Source organism: Pedobacter sp. KH_004 (assembly GCF_057840755.1).
Genome location: NZ_CM174519.1, coordinates 27425 through 43588, shown reverse-complemented (window position 1 = coordinate 43588; position 16164 = coordinate 27425). Strand labels below are relative to the sequence as shown.

The 16164-nt window shown below is 37.9% G+C and carries 17 protein-coding genes; 2 read left to right on the top strand and 15 right to left on the bottom strand.

Annotated elements, in window-relative coordinates; genetic code table 11:
- Nucleotides 1-186: 186 nt before the first annotated feature.
- From AC3ITD_RS00220 to AC3ITD_RS00175, 10 genes are all read right to left on the bottom strand, one after another.
- On the bottom strand, nucleotides 187-756 hold the full coding sequence (locus AC3ITD_RS00220; protein WP_489363059.1) for a hypothetical protein: 570 nt from the start codon (nucleotides 754-756) through the stop codon (nucleotides 187-189).
- Between the two features lie 10 nt (nucleotides 757-766).
- On the bottom strand, nucleotides 767-1873 hold the full coding sequence (locus tag AC3ITD_RS00215) for an RCC1 domain-containing protein (protein ID WP_489363057.1): 1107 nt from the start codon (nucleotides 1871-1873) through the stop codon (nucleotides 767-769).
- 25 nt (nucleotides 1874-1898) lie between these two features.
- Nucleotides 1899-2504: a hypothetical protein gene (locus tag AC3ITD_RS00210; RefSeq protein WP_489363055.1), complete on the bottom strand. Its 606-nt coding sequence runs from the start codon at nucleotides 2502-2504 to the stop codon at nucleotides 1899-1901.
- 15 nt (nucleotides 2505-2519) lie between these two features.
- On the bottom strand, nucleotides 2520-3191 hold the full coding sequence (locus AC3ITD_RS00205) for a hypothetical protein (RefSeq protein ID WP_489363053.1): 672 nt from the start codon (nucleotides 3189-3191) through the stop codon (nucleotides 2520-2522).
- 15 nt (nucleotides 3192-3206) lie between these two features.
- On the bottom strand, nucleotides 3207-3863 hold the full coding sequence (locus tag AC3ITD_RS00200) for a hypothetical protein (protein ID WP_489363051.1): 657 nt from the start codon (nucleotides 3861-3863) through the stop codon (nucleotides 3207-3209).
- Between the two features lie 47 nt (nucleotides 3864-3910).
- The gene (locus AC3ITD_RS00195) at nucleotides 3911-4570 is read right to left on the bottom strand and encodes a hypothetical protein (protein WP_489363049.1); all 660 of its coding nucleotides are present in this window, start codon (nucleotides 4568-4570) and stop codon (nucleotides 3911-3913) included.
- Between the two features lie 32 nt (nucleotides 4571-4602).
- The gene (locus AC3ITD_RS00190; protein ID WP_489363047.1) at nucleotides 4603-5349 is read right to left on the bottom strand and encodes a hypothetical protein; all 747 of its coding nucleotides are present in this window, start codon (nucleotides 5347-5349) and stop codon (nucleotides 4603-4605) included.
- 137 nt (nucleotides 5350-5486) lie between these two features.
- Entirely contained in the window at nucleotides 5487-6173 is a 687-nt protein-coding gene (locus tag AC3ITD_RS00185) for a hypothetical protein (protein WP_489363046.1), read from the bottom strand.
- A gap of 53 nt (nucleotides 6174-6226) precedes the next feature.
- Nucleotides 6227-6874: a hypothetical protein gene (locus AC3ITD_RS00180; RefSeq protein WP_489363045.1), complete on the bottom strand. Its 648-nt coding sequence runs from the start codon at nucleotides 6872-6874 to the stop codon at nucleotides 6227-6229.
- A gap of 53 nt (nucleotides 6875-6927) precedes the next feature.
- On the bottom strand, nucleotides 6928-7455 hold the full coding sequence (locus AC3ITD_RS00175) for a hypothetical protein (RefSeq protein ID WP_489363044.1): 528 nt from the start codon (nucleotides 7453-7455) through the stop codon (nucleotides 6928-6930).
- Nucleotides 7456-7747: 292 nt separating this feature from the next.
- Between AC3ITD_RS00175 and AC3ITD_RS00170 the strand changes: the two genes are divergently transcribed.
- A complete protein-coding gene (locus AC3ITD_RS00170) occupies nucleotides 7748-9886 on the top strand; it encodes a tetratricopeptide repeat-containing sensor histidine kinase (protein ID WP_489363043.1) in 2139 nt (712 codons plus the stop codon).
- A 684-nt stretch (nucleotides 9887-10570) separates the two neighbouring features.
- Here AC3ITD_RS00170 and AC3ITD_RS00165 read toward each other — a convergent pair.
- Genes AC3ITD_RS00165 through AC3ITD_RS00155 form a run of 3 tightly spaced genes read right to left on the bottom strand, consistent with a single transcriptional unit; the run spans nucleotide 10571 to nucleotide 12715 of the window.
- Nucleotides 10571-11620: a carboxymuconolactone decarboxylase family protein gene (locus tag AC3ITD_RS00165; RefSeq protein ID WP_489363042.1), complete on the bottom strand. Its 1050-nt coding sequence runs from the start codon at nucleotides 11618-11620 to the stop codon at nucleotides 10571-10573.
- Nucleotides 11620-12048 carry a cupin domain-containing protein gene (locus AC3ITD_RS00160; RefSeq protein ID WP_489363041.1) on the bottom strand — a complete coding sequence of 143 codons (429 nt, stop codon included), beginning with the start codon at nucleotides 12046-12048 and terminating at the stop codon, nucleotides 11620-11622. Before AC3ITD_RS00160 ends, AC3ITD_RS00165 begins: the two co-directional genes overlap by 1 nt.
- Nucleotides 12049-12064: 16 nt before the next feature.
- Nucleotides 12065-12715, bottom strand: coding sequence for a DapH/DapD/GlmU-related protein (locus AC3ITD_RS00155; protein WP_489363040.1), 651 nt, complete (start codon nucleotides 12713-12715; stop codon nucleotides 12065-12067).
- A gap of 87 nt (nucleotides 12716-12802) precedes the next feature.
- Here AC3ITD_RS00155 and AC3ITD_RS00150 point away from each other — a divergent pair, with 87 nt between their 5' ends.
- A complete protein-coding gene (locus tag AC3ITD_RS00150) occupies nucleotides 12803-13645 on the top strand; it encodes a helix-turn-helix domain-containing protein (RefSeq protein ID WP_489363039.1) in 843 nt (280 codons plus the stop codon).
- Between the two features lie 157 nt (nucleotides 13646-13802).
- Here the strand turns inward: AC3ITD_RS00150 and AC3ITD_RS00145 are convergent, their stop codons facing one another.
- Both AC3ITD_RS00145 and AC3ITD_RS00140 read right to left on the bottom strand, forming a co-directional pair.
- A complete protein-coding gene (locus tag AC3ITD_RS00145; RefSeq protein WP_265802020.1) occupies nucleotides 13803-14558 on the bottom strand; it encodes a GDSL-type esterase/lipase family protein in 756 nt (251 codons plus the stop codon).
- Nucleotides 14559-14634: 76 nt separating this feature from the next.
- Nucleotides 14635-16020, bottom strand: coding sequence for a DASH family cryptochrome (locus AC3ITD_RS00140; protein WP_489363038.1), 1386 nt, complete (start codon nucleotides 16018-16020; stop codon nucleotides 14635-14637).
- Nucleotides 16021-16164: the final 144 nt, after the last annotated feature.

Below are 16164 nucleotides of genomic sequence, written 5' to 3'. Positions count from 1 at the left end.
GAAGTTGCTTGGAAAAAAAGGATTTCCTGGACAATCGGGGCCACGAATTAAGGGCGATCTAAAGTTATGCACCTACTGGGCAGAATGTACAAAAGAACCACTGGCTCTAAATGATAAACCCGATTGTAAAGCGGTGTTCAGTTGCGAAGCGCTACCAAGATTAATTTTCAAATACTTTTATACTTGCTATGGATTTACTATCAGTTTTTTTTTAATCGTCCTTGGCGGAATAGGCTGCGGATTAAGAATTACTTTATCTTTTGGATGGACAACCACCGGGCCTAATTTTTCCTCTGGTATTTTACGAATTTGCACATCGCTACGATTGATATTCGCATACCACATTGCTGAATGCTTACCCCCAAAAGACTGATAAACAGACAGCAGGTAGGAAGTTTTTTCGTACACCATGCCTTTGCCTGGTTTAGAATAAGGTGATGGTGCCACGGCGAGACCAGTTATAGTCCAGCTTCCTGCTTTTTCTGAAGGATTTACGAACTTGACTGTTTTAGTGGTGTATTTCGTGGCATCTCCCTCCATGTAATAAGTCATTAGTAACTCGGCCACGATACTCGAATTAGGATACCATGTACTGCCCGGCGTTTGTGAAAACGGAACTCCCTTTATACCAAAAGGAAAACTCACCTGAATTGTACTACCACTAACATAGTCCTTTACCTGTGGGGGCGTTAACTCTTGAGCAAAGCCCAGATAGCTTAAGTTTATCAAAACGATATATAAAATAAATTTTTTCATGATAGTAAGGTTAAAGTTTAAGTTCTTTGAACAGGAATCTGAATTTATCTGCTTCATCTCCTAACTGGCCGTAAACATTGTAGCCGGTAAGCCAAACTGAATGATCAGTTTTTAAAATTATCGAATGATCGCTTCCCGCACCTATGCTTTCAACATTATCAGTTACAAATTGTGGTGAGCTAAACATGGGCATATCACCTATACCTAGCTGACCGGCCCTGTTATCTCCGGTAGCCCAAAGTGTATTGTCTGTTTTTAGAATTAAGGTATGGTGCGCCATCGAACTCATCGCAGCTACATTTGTCATCATTTGTTTTTGGGTACTGATATTATCATAAGTTCCGTCACCTAATTTACCGGTAGGATTAGCGCCAATCGCCCAAAGTGTATTGTCATCCTTTAAAATCAGACTGGCATCAATAGTTGCATTTATGGCTCTTACACCAGACATAATGAATTTGGGTGTTTTAGCACTGGTGGTATTGCCATTGCCAAACTTCCCATATTCGTTAATGCCGGTTGCCCACAGGGTATGGTCTGTTTTTAAAATTAAAGCGTAATTATACTCTGTGCTTACGGCCAGCACATCTGTCATAATTTGTTTGGGTGTTTTAATCATTTGGTTCGTACCATCTCCCAGCTCGCCATAATAGTTGCCTCCCATAGCCCAAAGTGTGCCGTCGGTTTTTATTGCAAATGTTTGGTTAATCGAAGTACTTATCGCCCGTACATCCGTCATAATTTGCTTTGGGCTTGCCGAAGGCTGAGTGGTATTATCACCCAATTGTCCGCCCGAATTATAGCCCACTCCCCAAAGTGTTTTATCGGTTTTTAAAATCATAGTATGTGTACCTCCGGAACTTACAGCAGAAACGTTACTCATCACCATTTTTGGTCTGGTTATCCCCTTTGTCGTGCCATCAGCCAATTGCCCATGATCATTCCTCCCAGTTGCCCATAGACTATGGTCAGCTTTGATAAACATAGAAAATTGTGCGCCGGCGTAGACGGCTATAACTCTGTTATTTTCTTCTGCATCATTATTTTCATGATCTTTTTTGCATGCCATAAAGCTCAGTAGCAGTAAGAGCACCGATGTGATTTTTAATGTTTTCATTTTGAAATGTTAAATAAAAAATGTGTCAGCCTTCTTGCATCATAAAAGTGCCCCAAACATTAACCGGATATGTACTGCGGCCTCCCTCAAGCCTATTGTTCATTATCGTAAATAAGGTAATGCTGTTGCCCTCCTGTTTTTTAACTGCGAGGTTATTGATCAGCGTATAATTAGCTTCACTTTGCTGGTTATTGGTAACTTCTGTGTACTTGGTTCCGGTGAATTTAATTTGTGTTGAATGCCCTGTCCCATTCCAATTCCCTTTAAATGTTTTACCATCAAATTGATTGGTAACAGGTATTTTTACCAAATCGTAGGTGTTAATTATCACTGGTCCGTTATAAGCTTTGATTTGACCATTTTCGATCACAAAAAAACCTATAAGCTCATTATCGAAATTAAACTTAAAGACACCATTGATGTAAGTATAGCTTCCACTGCTGACGCTGTAATGGGTAAGCGTTGCTTTATCAGCTCCTTCTAATGTTAGAATATAAGGGTAGCCACCAGTTAATTTCCCAATAATGGCGTGTTTGGTAATGTCAAAGACTTCTGGACGAGGGTCTTTCTTTTTACAGCTCGCCATTATCGTTAACAATAATATTGGTAGCATTCTCAATATGTTTTTCATGATTATGGTTTGAAATTACTGTTTAGTGAAAGTGCCCGTTGATCTATTGGGATTATTATTGCCGTAGTAGGTTCGATACCCTTCCAAATTTCCGTCTGATAGTACCCAAAGTGTGAGGACCTTATTGGTTACATCTTTTTTATAAGCAGCTATATTTTTAATGAGCTCGTAGGTTTTATCTGGTACTGGTAAATTGATGGAAGCCTCACTAAAATGAGTGTCAGTAAATTTTAAACTGGCAACAACCGTTACCAAGCTTCCTTCGGACTTCCATCCACCTGAGTAAATATTTCCATTAAATGGATTATCTGAGGGTATTTTAATCAATTTATATGATCTGCCTGCTGCATTATCTGTCGTTGCTTTAATAGCGTTATTTTCGATCATCAATTCGTGATTAGGCCTTCCGTCATAAAATAGTTTCAAGATACCTTTATCATAACTATAGGTAAACCCATTATCGGCAATAGGCCCGCTTTCAGTAATTATGACACATTTATCTTGCGCTTCGAAAGTCCTTAACCTGATATCATCTACCCAACCGTTACTTTTTGTTTGTTTTATTACCAGAACATATTGCCGGATGTCAAAAAGCTCTTCTTCCGGCTCCAGCGTAACTTTATCCTTTTTACATGCCACAAAGCTTAATAGCAAAAATATCATTGGTAGTATTTTTAATATTTTCATGATAATTCTTTTAAATTATTGCTTAGTAAATGTGCCCACGCTTTCCTTTAAAGTGTTGACATTAATTCTGGTTCCCTCTAGTTTTCCATCATCTAGCAACCAAATACTTCCTATGCCATCTATATAACTTTGAGCAGCTATATTTTTAAATAAGGTATATTCTTTATTTGGTATAGGTAGGTTAATTGACGCCTCACTGTAATGCGTATCTGTAAATTTCAAGCTGGCCACAAAAATCAGTGTGCTTCCTTCGGTTCTCCAACCTCCAGCATAGGTATTTCCATTAAACATGTTATTAGCAGAGGTTGGAATTTTAACCAGTTTGCAGGTATAATTAGCTAATTTTGCTGAACTTGATACGATGGCTTTATTTTCTATTTTAAATTCCTTTCGAAGCGTGCCTTCGTAAAAGATTTTGAGAATACCATCCTGATAAGTGTGGGTATGGTTTGGGATACTACCTCCAATTATTGTCAGGATTGCAGTTTTGCCCTGCGGATCAAATGTATTGATGATCGGATCATTCCGTGTAAATCCAAGTCCTTTTTCCACGATAACATATTTTGTAATATCAAATGGTTCTTCTATAGGATCTGGCGTAACTTTATCCTTTTTGCATGCCATAAAGCTTAAGAGCAATATTGACAGCAATTTGATTTTTAGCGTGTTCATAGCGATTTTTTGTTGTTCAAAACTAAGTTCATGAGATCTTCAAACGTTTATTCTGCTTTGAGCAGTCCGTAATAATGTGTGTTACCGGCAGCATTATATTGTGAATAATATAACTTTCCATTGGCAATGCTCATCAGATGGAGCCTTCCCTCGTTGCCCGTATTCGCGGTAGCTACTCCGTTATTTTGCAGGGTGTAGTCGGCTCCATTACCGGTCTGGCCAAACCCGTCGATACTTACAGTAAATTTTTTAGCTGCAGTAAATTTTATTGAGCACGTTTTTCCATTAACAAGACCGTTTGTCGCTACCGTTCCTCTAAAGTTCCTTCCCGAAAAAGCATCGGCATCTGGTATTTTTTGTAAATAGTAAGATTTGTAATTCGGGTTGCTACTGGAAGTAACCGCACCGTTTACGATTGTAAAGGCTACACCAATATTTTCAGCTTTTAAAGCACCACCTTCGTATATATAATTAAAAGAGGCATTCTGGATTCCGCCACGCGCACTGAAATGGCCCAGGGCATTGGGTTTTAAAACGATAGCATATGATGTGCTATAGCTATCTACTCCCTCCCCTGTAATGTAATACTGAGTAGGATCGAAAACATCCTCCTTAGTGGCATCTTTATCTTTCTTGCAAGAAGCAAACACAGCCCATACAGCAAAAATGAAGAGTGTTTTTGTGAATATATATTTTAAGCTTTTCATGACTTACTTTTTAACGATTTATATTATCCGCATTATTGTAACCAAAACACCATTTTGTTATACATTTGCTTGGTCCAGTCGCCACCACAATGGCTGTTACAATTATTGTCTGTTATCCCTTCACTCTTAGCTTTAACAGCAGAACTAACCGGAATTTGATCGTAAAGCGCCTTTCCATTAAAGTTTCCTTCGTTATTAGCACTACAGTTTATTGCAAAAACTGGGACTTTAAAATTTTGTGCGTTCCAGGCTCCGCTTCCGCCACATGCGCCTAAAACGCCTTTGGTGTAACTAAGGGTTGTATTTACAGATATATCTGAAAACAGCATGAATGATGCATAAGAGAAACCACCCACAACCGACTTGTTTTTATCGATACTGTATTTTCCCGAAATACCTACAATGGCCTTATTGAAATCTTCGCCCATTAATTTGGCCCTGCTATTCCAGTCAGCACCATTTGGAGGTTTTTGATATCTTACAATTGCTGCTGCATAACCGTTAGCGGCGGCTTTTTCGCACAAAGCAGTTTCACTTGCACCGTTGATTTGGCCTTCTGAAGGATTATTTTCGTCGTTACCGCTGCCCACAACCAAAATCCCTTTGAAATCGGTTGCATTTTTATCCGTAAAGATTTTGTAGGTGATGCCATTTACAGTTTCCACAATTTGTTTGATATCACCTTTAATCACCTCTTGATCTTCTGCAGGTGTTTTATGCTTTTTACAAGCAAGTGCCGTAAGGATGATACACATTGGTACGATTAATGATTTTTTCATGGTTCTTGGTTTTATGTTATTTTTGATTTGCTTACCCAAACTTAACAAGCACCTGGAAGGTATTTGTTAACGATGATTGAACACTGCTTTTTAACGAGTGGAGGCTATGGTGAAATGAGCAAACAGATACTTATTTTTTATGGAACTTTAGTAAATATGCCGTAAGTGAAAATTTCTGAGCCAGTACCTACCAGATTTTTCTTATTGCAGGTGACCTCCAATTTGCCATCAATTAACACGATATCATACTCTGCGTAATTGTTGGCTGCTGCATCTGGTGTATTGCTTCTGGCTGCGAGGTTTGCAATTAAAGTGTACTTGCCGGAAAATGGATAAATTGCACCAGCTTTTTCATCGTAATTATCCGGGCGAAAAGTAAACACCGAAAATGTTTTCGCTATGTTGGTCCAATTTCCTTGATAGGAAGTTCCATTCAGTTGATTTTTAGCTGGCTTTTTTTGCAGATTGTAAGTGGTAAATGGATAGCGTTTGAACAAATCTTCGTAAGCAGTAATCGCCTTGTTTTGCACAGTAAAAACCATTGTGCCATCAATTCTGATTTTGCCGTCTTTAAAAGTAAACGGTTTAGCGCTTTCTCTCAATAGTGATGCTTTTCCATATTCATCAAAGTTAATAATGTAAGGTATTGGTAAGGTTTGGCCATTGGAGAGTTGCGCAGGTTTTCTGCCAATGATACAATAGTCTGCCAGATTAATTTCTCCTTCATCTTTATTATCCGCATCCACTCCATCCTTCTTGCAGGAAGCAAATAGTACTAGGCAAAATATTATCCCATATTTCAGGATGTTTTTTAAAGTTTTCATTAGTAGATGGTTTTAAGATTGGTAATTATTGAGTGTTTATACCAAAAAAAAAACTAGTTGGCATTCCACAATATTTTTAGGATACGCCTGTTCACATAATCGCTCGAAGTGTAGCCCTTTTCGCCCTTTATACCCGCTATTCCGCCAACTCTAAATGTTACTTCAGGTTTACAATCTTGATTATAATATGAAAAGGCCCTGGCGCAATCCTTGCAGTTGGCCAGTTTTGGGTCTGTTTCATGCTCTATACCGTAAAGAATCTTTTCTTTGATACGCACCTGCACGATTATTTTCACGCCTGACTTTTTTAACGAATCCGGATTCGACATAATTTTTGTGATGCATGCTGCAACCGGTTCCTGCTTTTCACCATAGCGAACGTTATGAAAACCGGATTTACCGAAATCTGCTACTGCATAACCGTCTGCTACAAAACCGCTTGGCCCCCTGGTGTTCATAAAATACGCTACTGTATTACAGTTCGCATCGTAATAAACTATCCCTCTTTCACAATGGATGCATTGGTGTTTGCTCGTGATGGAAAATTCATAGACCGTCCTATTGCCGCTAAGCTTTAGAACCCGCTCGAACCTTTTAGTGGTCAGATCTGTTTTGCTGTTGAGCTTTTCAATACATTTGGGCAAATTTTGCGCTGGGCTACCACTGCTAAACAAAAGCGTTAATAGCTTAATTATGAACATGTTTTTCATCTCTTCATTAATTCAGATAAATAATGACTATCTCCTTACCTTTCCTAATGATGTGACCTTGCAGGCATCTTAACGGTTTCCATTAACATGGTTAATTTTGGCGAGGCCAAATATTCGATGTTTTTAGTCTGATAGGTATAAGATCCAAATATCTGGTCAACAAAAGCAAATATCCTTCGGCCGGTTGTTTTACTATCAAACCTTACTTCTATCAACGGACTTTGCCACACACCATTGGCATCTGCCTTAGCACTAAAATGTTGTTGTTTATGCTGAGGGGTACTGACAACCAAAACTGGTTTTCCGTTAGCGCTTTTTGGTAATTTATATATTGGCGTAACATATATATTTATAGCTGTATTGGGCTCAGCCTTACCCACCAATACAAAAGGGCCATCTACTGTTGAACCGGCCATGGGCGATGTAATCACTGGCTTGACTTTGCCTTCCATAGGATCTGCCGGCTTTTTGGTTAGTTTTTTACCCACTTGAGCATCCGCATTAATGCTATAAATAACTAAAAGACAAACAGCTATACTGGTCTTTAATAAGTTTTGAAGGTCGCTTTTCATATGATATATTTTTTAAGAATTTCGATTTGCTTAACCAAACTTATGAGCGCTAACCATATCGTTTTTTACTGATGAGTGAAATAGGTTATATAATGAGTGAAGTCATCTTTAGGGTTAGGGAAGAAGAAGAAATATTCCTAAAAGAACTTTTATATTTAAAAAACCTTTTATCTTGTTGGTAATCAATAAAAAACAGAGAGATAGACGAATCTATTTCCTACAACCCTATAAATTTTTAAGAATGTATCTTAAGCAAAAACCCCTGGTCTATATATTTATTTTGACTTTTTGGATGGTAAGACCTGATACCGCTTTAGGACAATCTAAAAAAATTGATTCTCTTGATATTTTATTAAAAGTCCATTCAAATGAAGGCAACGCAAGAGCTTTGGTTTTATATGATTTAGCAGTCATAAAGATGCGGACTGATATAAGTAAATCTTTCGAACACGTTGAGGAAATCATTTCATTTCAGGATAAAATCACTAAAAAAAACATTGTTGCAAATGCTTATAGGGTCAAAGCTATATTGCAATATTTTACTTCTAAGTTTCCAGAAGCATTAGCATCACTGAATAATGCATTGAAAATAGATAACGCACTTAAAAATAATACCGGGGTTGGGAAAGATCTATCTACTATTGGCCTGATTTACATGGCGCAATCTAAATTTCCGGAAGCATTAAGGTCTTATTTAGCAGCATTAACAAAACTGGACCCCATAAAAGATGAGCTTGATATAGCAGCTACGAATTCAAATATTGGAACTATCTATAATGAAATGGGCAACGTGACGCAAGCCATGGATAATTATCAGAAATCTTATCTGATACATAAAAAACACAAAAACTATATTAACCAGGTTAATACACTCACTAATATAGCCACTGTTCATTTTAAGAAGAATGATTTAAATGAGGCGATAAGATATAGTAAACTGTCTTTAAAATTAGCGGATTCAATAGCAGACTTAGGAGCCATTGCCAGAGAAAGCGGTAATTTGTCAGGATATTATGCTAACCAGATGCAACCAAATTTATCTCTGACATATGGATTAAAAGCCATTGAACTCAACAAAAAATTAAATAACGAGAGAAGTCTTGGATTCAATTATATTAATGTATCATCAGCCTATTACAAAAGCGGCAATTATCAACAAGCCAAATCATATGGCCATAACGCATTAAACGTTGGTAAAAAGCTAGATATTAATGAAATCAAAAGAGATGCAAGTTTAGGATTAAGTGAAGTGTATGAAGCCTTGAAAATTCCGGATAGTTCATTGTTTTACCATAAACAGTTCTTTAAGTTTGCAGACAGCATTGGTAGCAATAAAAAGAAAACTGAAATTACCCGGATGGGAATACAGTACGAATTTGATAGAAAGGAACTCTCCTATCAGCAAAATCAGTTGCTAGCAGATGAGCAATTGAAACAACAAAAGCTACAATTGGCTTTGAATTACGCGGAACTGCAGAAGGGCCTACAGTTTAGAGATCTTCAGGCCATTCAACTACAAAATGAAAAGTTACAATCTGATGAAAAAGAAAAACAGCTTTTAATAGCGAGAAATAATGAGAAGTTGCAGGCGAGCAAAGTAAATGAACTTTCACAGCAACAAAAATTAAATAAGTTAGAATTAAAACAATTGTGGTTATATGGGATTCTAGCGCTGGTTATTTTAATGTCAGTGTTGATTTACTTTTTAAACATTAACCGGATTAGACGGTTAAAGTTCAAGAACGAACTTCAAGAGCACCAATACCAATTATCTGAAAGCGAGCTAAAGGCCATCAGGTCTCAAATGAACCCACATTTCATATTCAATGTCCTCAATTCAATTGAGGCCTATGTAATGGACAATGAGAAAAGGAAAGCTTCCAGGTTAATACAAAAATTTGCCTCATTAAGTAGATTAATCCTTGAAAATTCTACCAAAAGTTTAGTAACCGGCGATAAAGAATGGAAAGCGCTAAACTTATATACAGAACTGGAAGCAATGCGCTATGATAATGCCTTTACTTACACATTTAGTGTTGAGGAGAACATTGAATTGAAAACTTTGTACCTCCCGCCGATGTTAATTCAGCCATTAATAGAAAATGCTATATTACACGGACTGATTATCGATTCAAAAGCGGAAGCTCATCTCGCTGTGACAATTAAAAGAAAAGAAGATAAAATCTGTATCACCGTAGAAGATAACGGTGTGGGAATTGAGAATGCCGCAAATAAAAATGTAACTGGCGGGATTAAAGAAATCTCAATGGGACTTGTTTCGATTAAGGAGAGGATTGATATGATCAACAAACAGCAATCAGGTAAGCTGGCAACCTTTGCAATAGGACCCGGTGCAAATCAGCGAGGAACCATTGCCATTATATGTTTGCCATTTTCTATCAGGACACCGGGTTCCAAAGAAAACACATGAGAAATAATACAAGTATTGAAATCAGGATGGATAAAATAGTCATTGAACCATAAATCCAGGGTAACATATACGGAAGTTCTTACCTGAGTCAAGGCAGTTTATAAAAACTCTGTTTTTTGTTGAGTTTTTAAGGGACTGGATTATTGTATTGAAAGATGTCATTGCCTAATAGACATCTTTAATGAAGATTACTATGAACCTGCCTTTCCAGTTGTCGCGACGTCCAGTTGTTCTTTTTTGTTTCAGCAACATAAAATTCTCTTTTTCTTCATTGTCAACACTAAGGAGTAATTTATACTGTATCCAACTCAATTTTGCGTGCAGTGCATGCACAGTCGGAAAAGTACGATAACGATAGCATCGTTAAGGCATACATTAAAATTGATTCATTCAACCGAAACACATTCTATGCAAGTGATCCTATTTGATTTCTTAAATTTTGTAATGTTAAAAGGTTTATCTTCTATTAACTTCAGCTAACTAGAATTCGGGTTAGCACCAAAAGTAAAATAGGTGCTTTTTCGAAGCCGCCATCAAAAATATATAGTCATCTAAGAACAGCGAAATCAGTTTGTGGAATAGATTTAAGGAACACCACTGTCCATAGGCTTTTTATTTAAAAAACAATGAAGTTGCCAAAATATGGTTCAGTTTTTTATTAGCATCTCAAAAAATAGTGCAGGTTTATTTCAACTTTTTAAATATTGCCTTCATGATTTCCTGATCCAGGCTTTCCATATCAATCAATTTTAATGCTTTCACCATTTTTAAAGTAGATGTTTTATATTCTTTAAAATGAGGAGTCTGCAAATGCTGTTCGTAGGCAGCTTTGTCGGCATAAATCTCTATAATCCTCACTTGTGAGGGCTGCTCCCTTTGTAACATTGGAAAAATGGCGATCACTCCCGGTTCTTTCGCTATTGACGCTGCCGATTCTTCCTTTAAGATCGCATTGTAGGTCTCCAGATTTTCTGGAAATATTTCGATTTGAGAAATGCGGACTATCATATCGGGCTTGATCACTGCAAGTGTCGGTTGATCTATATTCTTAAGCAAGATGTTCGCCTGCGTAGTACTTACCAACTGCTGAACAACAGCACTCAGTGCTTCTAGCTCCGCAACTGTAATTCCTGTGCTTCTGCCCATTTTGATATGAGATTGTAGTTGGCTTTCTACGCCCTCCATAGAGGCCAGTGCGCTAATGGTAACCAGTTCCCGCTGGCGAAAATCCAGCACCTTACTGGCAAAAATATCGGCAAACAAATGTTCTTTCAAAAAAGCATCGATACGAGGCGCAAACTCTCCAAAACCAGGTGCAGGCTTTGTTTGCAGTGTTTGAGTTAATTGTTCTAAAACCTTTCTGCCCTGTTCATACTTATTCTTTACCGTATTCGGGATAATTTTTTCTCCTTCAACATCGTTAATTTTGTTCGCTTTGCGATCGGTTAATACGGCAGAAAACGTATTAATGGCATTTAAACTTCGTGGGAAACCACAGTAAGCGTACAATTGCGTCAGGGTTTCTTTGATTTCATTGACCGTCAATCCATTGTTCAAACCCTCAACGAGTTGAACTTTAAGCAAGTCTAGCTTACCTGTTGCCGTTGTAGCAGAAATACCAGCGAGGCTTTTTTCCTGTTTAGTTAATGTTACCATTTCTTGTGCTTTCGTTTTGGGAATCATGATATTGGATAGCAAAAGGAGCAATCCAACTTTCCAGCTGATGACTTTCATTATTTCAAAATTTGATTGTTAGCAACCTGATAATCTTCATCACTAACAGCCTCCAGCCATTTATTTTCGTTGGAAGCCGGGCTACCGTTGGTGGCAAGGTGCGAAAACCAACTCTTGGATATGGCGCCATGCCAATGCTCAACATTTGGCCCGATTTCAACGATATTACCCGCCTTCAAATGCCTCGCCGGTTTCCCCCGCTCCTGATATAAGCCTTCGCCGCCGATCACAATGAGCAACTGCCCGCCGGTATGGCTGTGCCAGTTATTTCTACAGCCAGGTTCGAAAGTTACATTGGCCAAGGGAACGTTAAGGCCTTTATCGCTGGTTAATGGAGCGAGATAAGATTTACCCGTAAAATATTGGGCAAAGCCTGTGTTTTCTTCTCCCGTTGGGAAATCGCTGATTTTTGGAATATCTCTTTTCATCTTGTTTTCTGTTTTTTCAGGTTTTACTTGCGCCTGTAGCTGGAGCGTACTTAAGCTGGCTATCAAGCTTAGGATGATCAACTTTTTCATTATCTACTACATTAATCTTTTTGATAAACTTTGCCGGCACCCCACCAACAACGGTATTGTCATCAACATTTTTTGATACTACTGCACCAGCAGCAACCACAGCATTTTCGCCAACAGTTACGCCCGGCAAAATGATGGCATTAGCACCTATCCAGGTATTTCTTTTAATATGGATTTTGCCTGGCACGAGTGAATCTCTTTCAGCAGCAGCCAGTGGATGTCCTTCAGAAAGCAAGCTTACTTTCGGGCCTATGAGTACATGATCTTCAATTGTGATTCCACCTAAAGTCAGGAAAGTGCAGTCGAAATTGATGAAAACGTTTTTCCCAATACTTAAATTTTCTCCGTTGTTGATGTACAATGGCGGAAACACAGCTACCGTTTCATCTATCTTTTTACCGGTAATTTTAGCCAAAAACTCATTAATTAAGAGCGGATCGGCGCTGCTATTCATTTGCTGTAATAGGCCAATAGTTGCGTAGGATGATTTTCTAAGTTCGTCGCGACCGGGATGGGATGAGGTGATTGTTTTCCCATTTCTTAAATCATCAAATACCGAGTGATTTTTCTTTTTCATCTTTTGTGTTCATCAAATTTCCGACCACTTTATTTCTGATTTATGCCACTAATGGCGCCGTTAATGTCAAATATTACTTAATTTAGAATGCAAATAATAAAAATGACACAAACGCCTGCCCCAAGAGTTGTATCATTATCACTTTGGAACGTGGATGATGCAACTCAAAAGCTTTTAAAAAAATATCATGTGCACCTGTATTGCCATAGTGGAAAATTAAATTTTATTTTCAACGATCAGCAAATGAGCTGTGCAGCTGGCCAGTTTCTCTTTTGGTTTGCAGAATCCAGATGGAAAATATCCCAAGTATCAAAAGGTTTTAAGGCAACGGTTTTACTCGTAGAAAAAAATTTCCTGATCGATAACGTTCCCGATCAGGGATGGAGCATAAATGCACAGCTCCACTCCAGGGTACACCCTGTTAAAGATATTAATACTAAAGCCGAGAAGGATAAAATATTAAACAACTTTAACTGGCTCCTGCTGCGTTTCCAGGAAACCGATCACCGCTTTTACGAGGAAGCACTCAAATTACAGATGCGTCTGTTTATATTAGAGATGTGGCATAGCTTTGCAAACGAATATGAGCGTCGGCGTCATAGTTTGCAAACAGGAACGCTCTACGAACAGTTTATCCAGTTACTGCAACAGCATTGCCTCACCCAAAGAGAGGTACAATTTTATGCCAATGAGTTAAACATTACACCAAAATACTTAAACCACCTTTGCAAAATCCATTCAGATCGCACTGCTTCCGATTGGATAAAAAGCCATGCCAGAGAAAGAATCATTTTGCTTTTGCAAAATAGACACTTAAATATATCCGAGATTGCCGAGGAGATGCGTTTCAGCAGCAAATCTTTCTTTACACGGTACGTTAAAAAATTATTGGGACAAACGCCAACTGACTTTAGGACAAGATTAGGCTAATTTAGAAAACCCCTTTAGAGATAAAGCATTCTACCTCAAATGCGTTTTTTTTCTTTGGATAACGCGAACTATCATACTGTTATAGAATACACGCGTTTCTTTGCCTTTAACTCAACAGAACATCGAGGCTGTGCATGAAAAAACAATAGAGTGGTTACTAAAGCTGTTCTAGCAGTGGTTTTTCGAAAGCTACCCATTTCTGATATCCCTTATCATTTAAGTGCACCCCATCTTTTGTAAACTCTTCCTCTAAATCGCCATTGCCATCTAAAAATACAGAATAAAGATCAACAAGCTGATAAAAACCCTTGGTTGCATTTTGCTTAATGTGACTGTTCAGAATAAGAATATCCTTCTTGAGAAAGGCTCTTCTGGTTGGCAGCAGCGTTAGAACAAAGATTTTGGTATGGGGCGATTTGCGGTGAATCTCCTTTGTGATTTTCAATATGTTTTTGGCTACAAAAACCGGAGAGGGAACGGTGTTGGCATATTTCAAAGCAGGATTATCTTCCAACTGGTGAATATTAAACAAATCGTTAATCCCAATGAGGATAAAAACAGCTTTTGGTTTGAAATAAGTTATCTCATCTAAACGTCGCAACACACCATCTGAGAGATCGCCTGCAATACCCCGGTTACGAATATGCTTGATACCAAACTTGCTGCTCCAATCACCACCGCCTTCTGTAATGCTGTTGCCAATGAAAACAATTTCTCCAAATTCAAGCGGCTGCTCCATAAACTCTTTAATCCGTTTTGGAAAATGCTTTTGAGTCCAGGAATTGTGATAGGGAGATACGTTAGTTTGCTCGGGATAAAGTTTCTTAAATTTCTCAATCGATAGATTTGAGGTCTGTCCGAAGCCTTTAAAACTAATGATACCAAGAACGAGTGCAAATAGAAATTTGTTCATTTTGTATAGAATTTGACTAAAAGACACATCCAGTTTTTAACTTCTGGTTGCTTCCAAAATTATTCTTTCCTCAAACTTACAGTTTTTCGATCAAGCCAATTGCCCTATCCCACTTTTTGTAAACCTCAATTGGCTTTATATATTCTGAAATTTCAAATTGCCAGGGGATTAAAACTTCGATATCGTTTTTGTCCGAAAGCGCGGGAATCCATTTGCGTATAAAATCCTGTGCCTTGTATTTGTTTGATTGGTGCACAGGGTTAGTGTACCAGATTTCGAATGCCTGCATATGCCAGTTCATCCAATTAGAACTGACATCATAATCGATTAATTTCGATTCGAAATAGGCTGCCCCCCAGGTCCAATCGATTTTTAAGTCGTGTACAAAATAACTGGCACAATTTACCCGTCCACGATTACTCATATATCCGGTTTGGTTTAATTGCCGCATATGCGCATCAATAAATGGAATTCCCGTTTCACCATCGCACCATTTCCTAAACTTTAATGGGTCGTTCTCCCACTCTAATTTTTTCTTTTTATAACCTTCTGTTTTGTAAATTTTGCTACCGAAGCGCATGGCTTTGAAAGTAAAATAATCTCTCCATACCAGCTCAAAAATCAGCCACCAGGTACTTTGATTTTTTTTGATCTTCGATTCGTAATCTCTAACCTTTTCATAAATTTCTCGGGCAGAAATACAGCCTAATGCCAAATAAGGAGAAAACTTCGAACTGTAATCTAGCCCGTCCGATTTATTTCTACTCCAGCGGTAACCTGTTAAAAGTTCGGATTGGAAAGTATAATATTCCAACCTTTTTAAAGCTGCCGTTTCACCACCTTCAACAAAAGGCTTTGCACCGTCATATTCTTTTTTAGTAAATCCGAAAGTTTTATAAGAAGGACATTTATGACTTACAATTTTTTTGATTGATTTTAACTTGTCAGGTAGGCCGAGAGTTGCCCGTGGATCAGCTTCTTTCCCCGCAGGAATTCGGTAAGCTTTGCTGGTAAGTGGAATCTTAGCTATCGTAAAGGGAATATCATCTATATGATAAAGCGTTTTGCCCCAATAAAAATGAAATTGAACCTCTGGTAAAGCTTCAGTGATGCGATTAACCAGGTTCAGTTCATAATCAGCATATTCTTTTTCCGAATAAATAGCTGTTATGCCATACTCCTCTACCAGTATGGGCAAAGTTTCTAGTGCAGACACCGATCCAATGACTAATTTCCCACCTTTTGATTCAAGATTTTTTTCCAAATCCAAAATAGATTGTTCCAAAAATTTGAATCTCACTATATCTATTTTTCGAAATCCAAGTTCCAGCTTTTCAAAATCGCACTTTTCAAAACAATAGCAAAATATTAATTCATCGCATTCTCCTGCTGCCTTTGTCAAGGCTTCGTTATCATGCAACCTTAAATCATTTTTGAACCAAACCAAGCCGCGTTTTGCCATTAAGAATATATCAAGATGAAGCTATAACAACAGTACAGCTTAACTAAAGTTTTAAACCGCAATTTTGCTTCATAATCTTACACGGCTTGATATTTATTAAACTGAACTTGTTATTAAAAACCAATCAGCAGGGCTTATTATCTA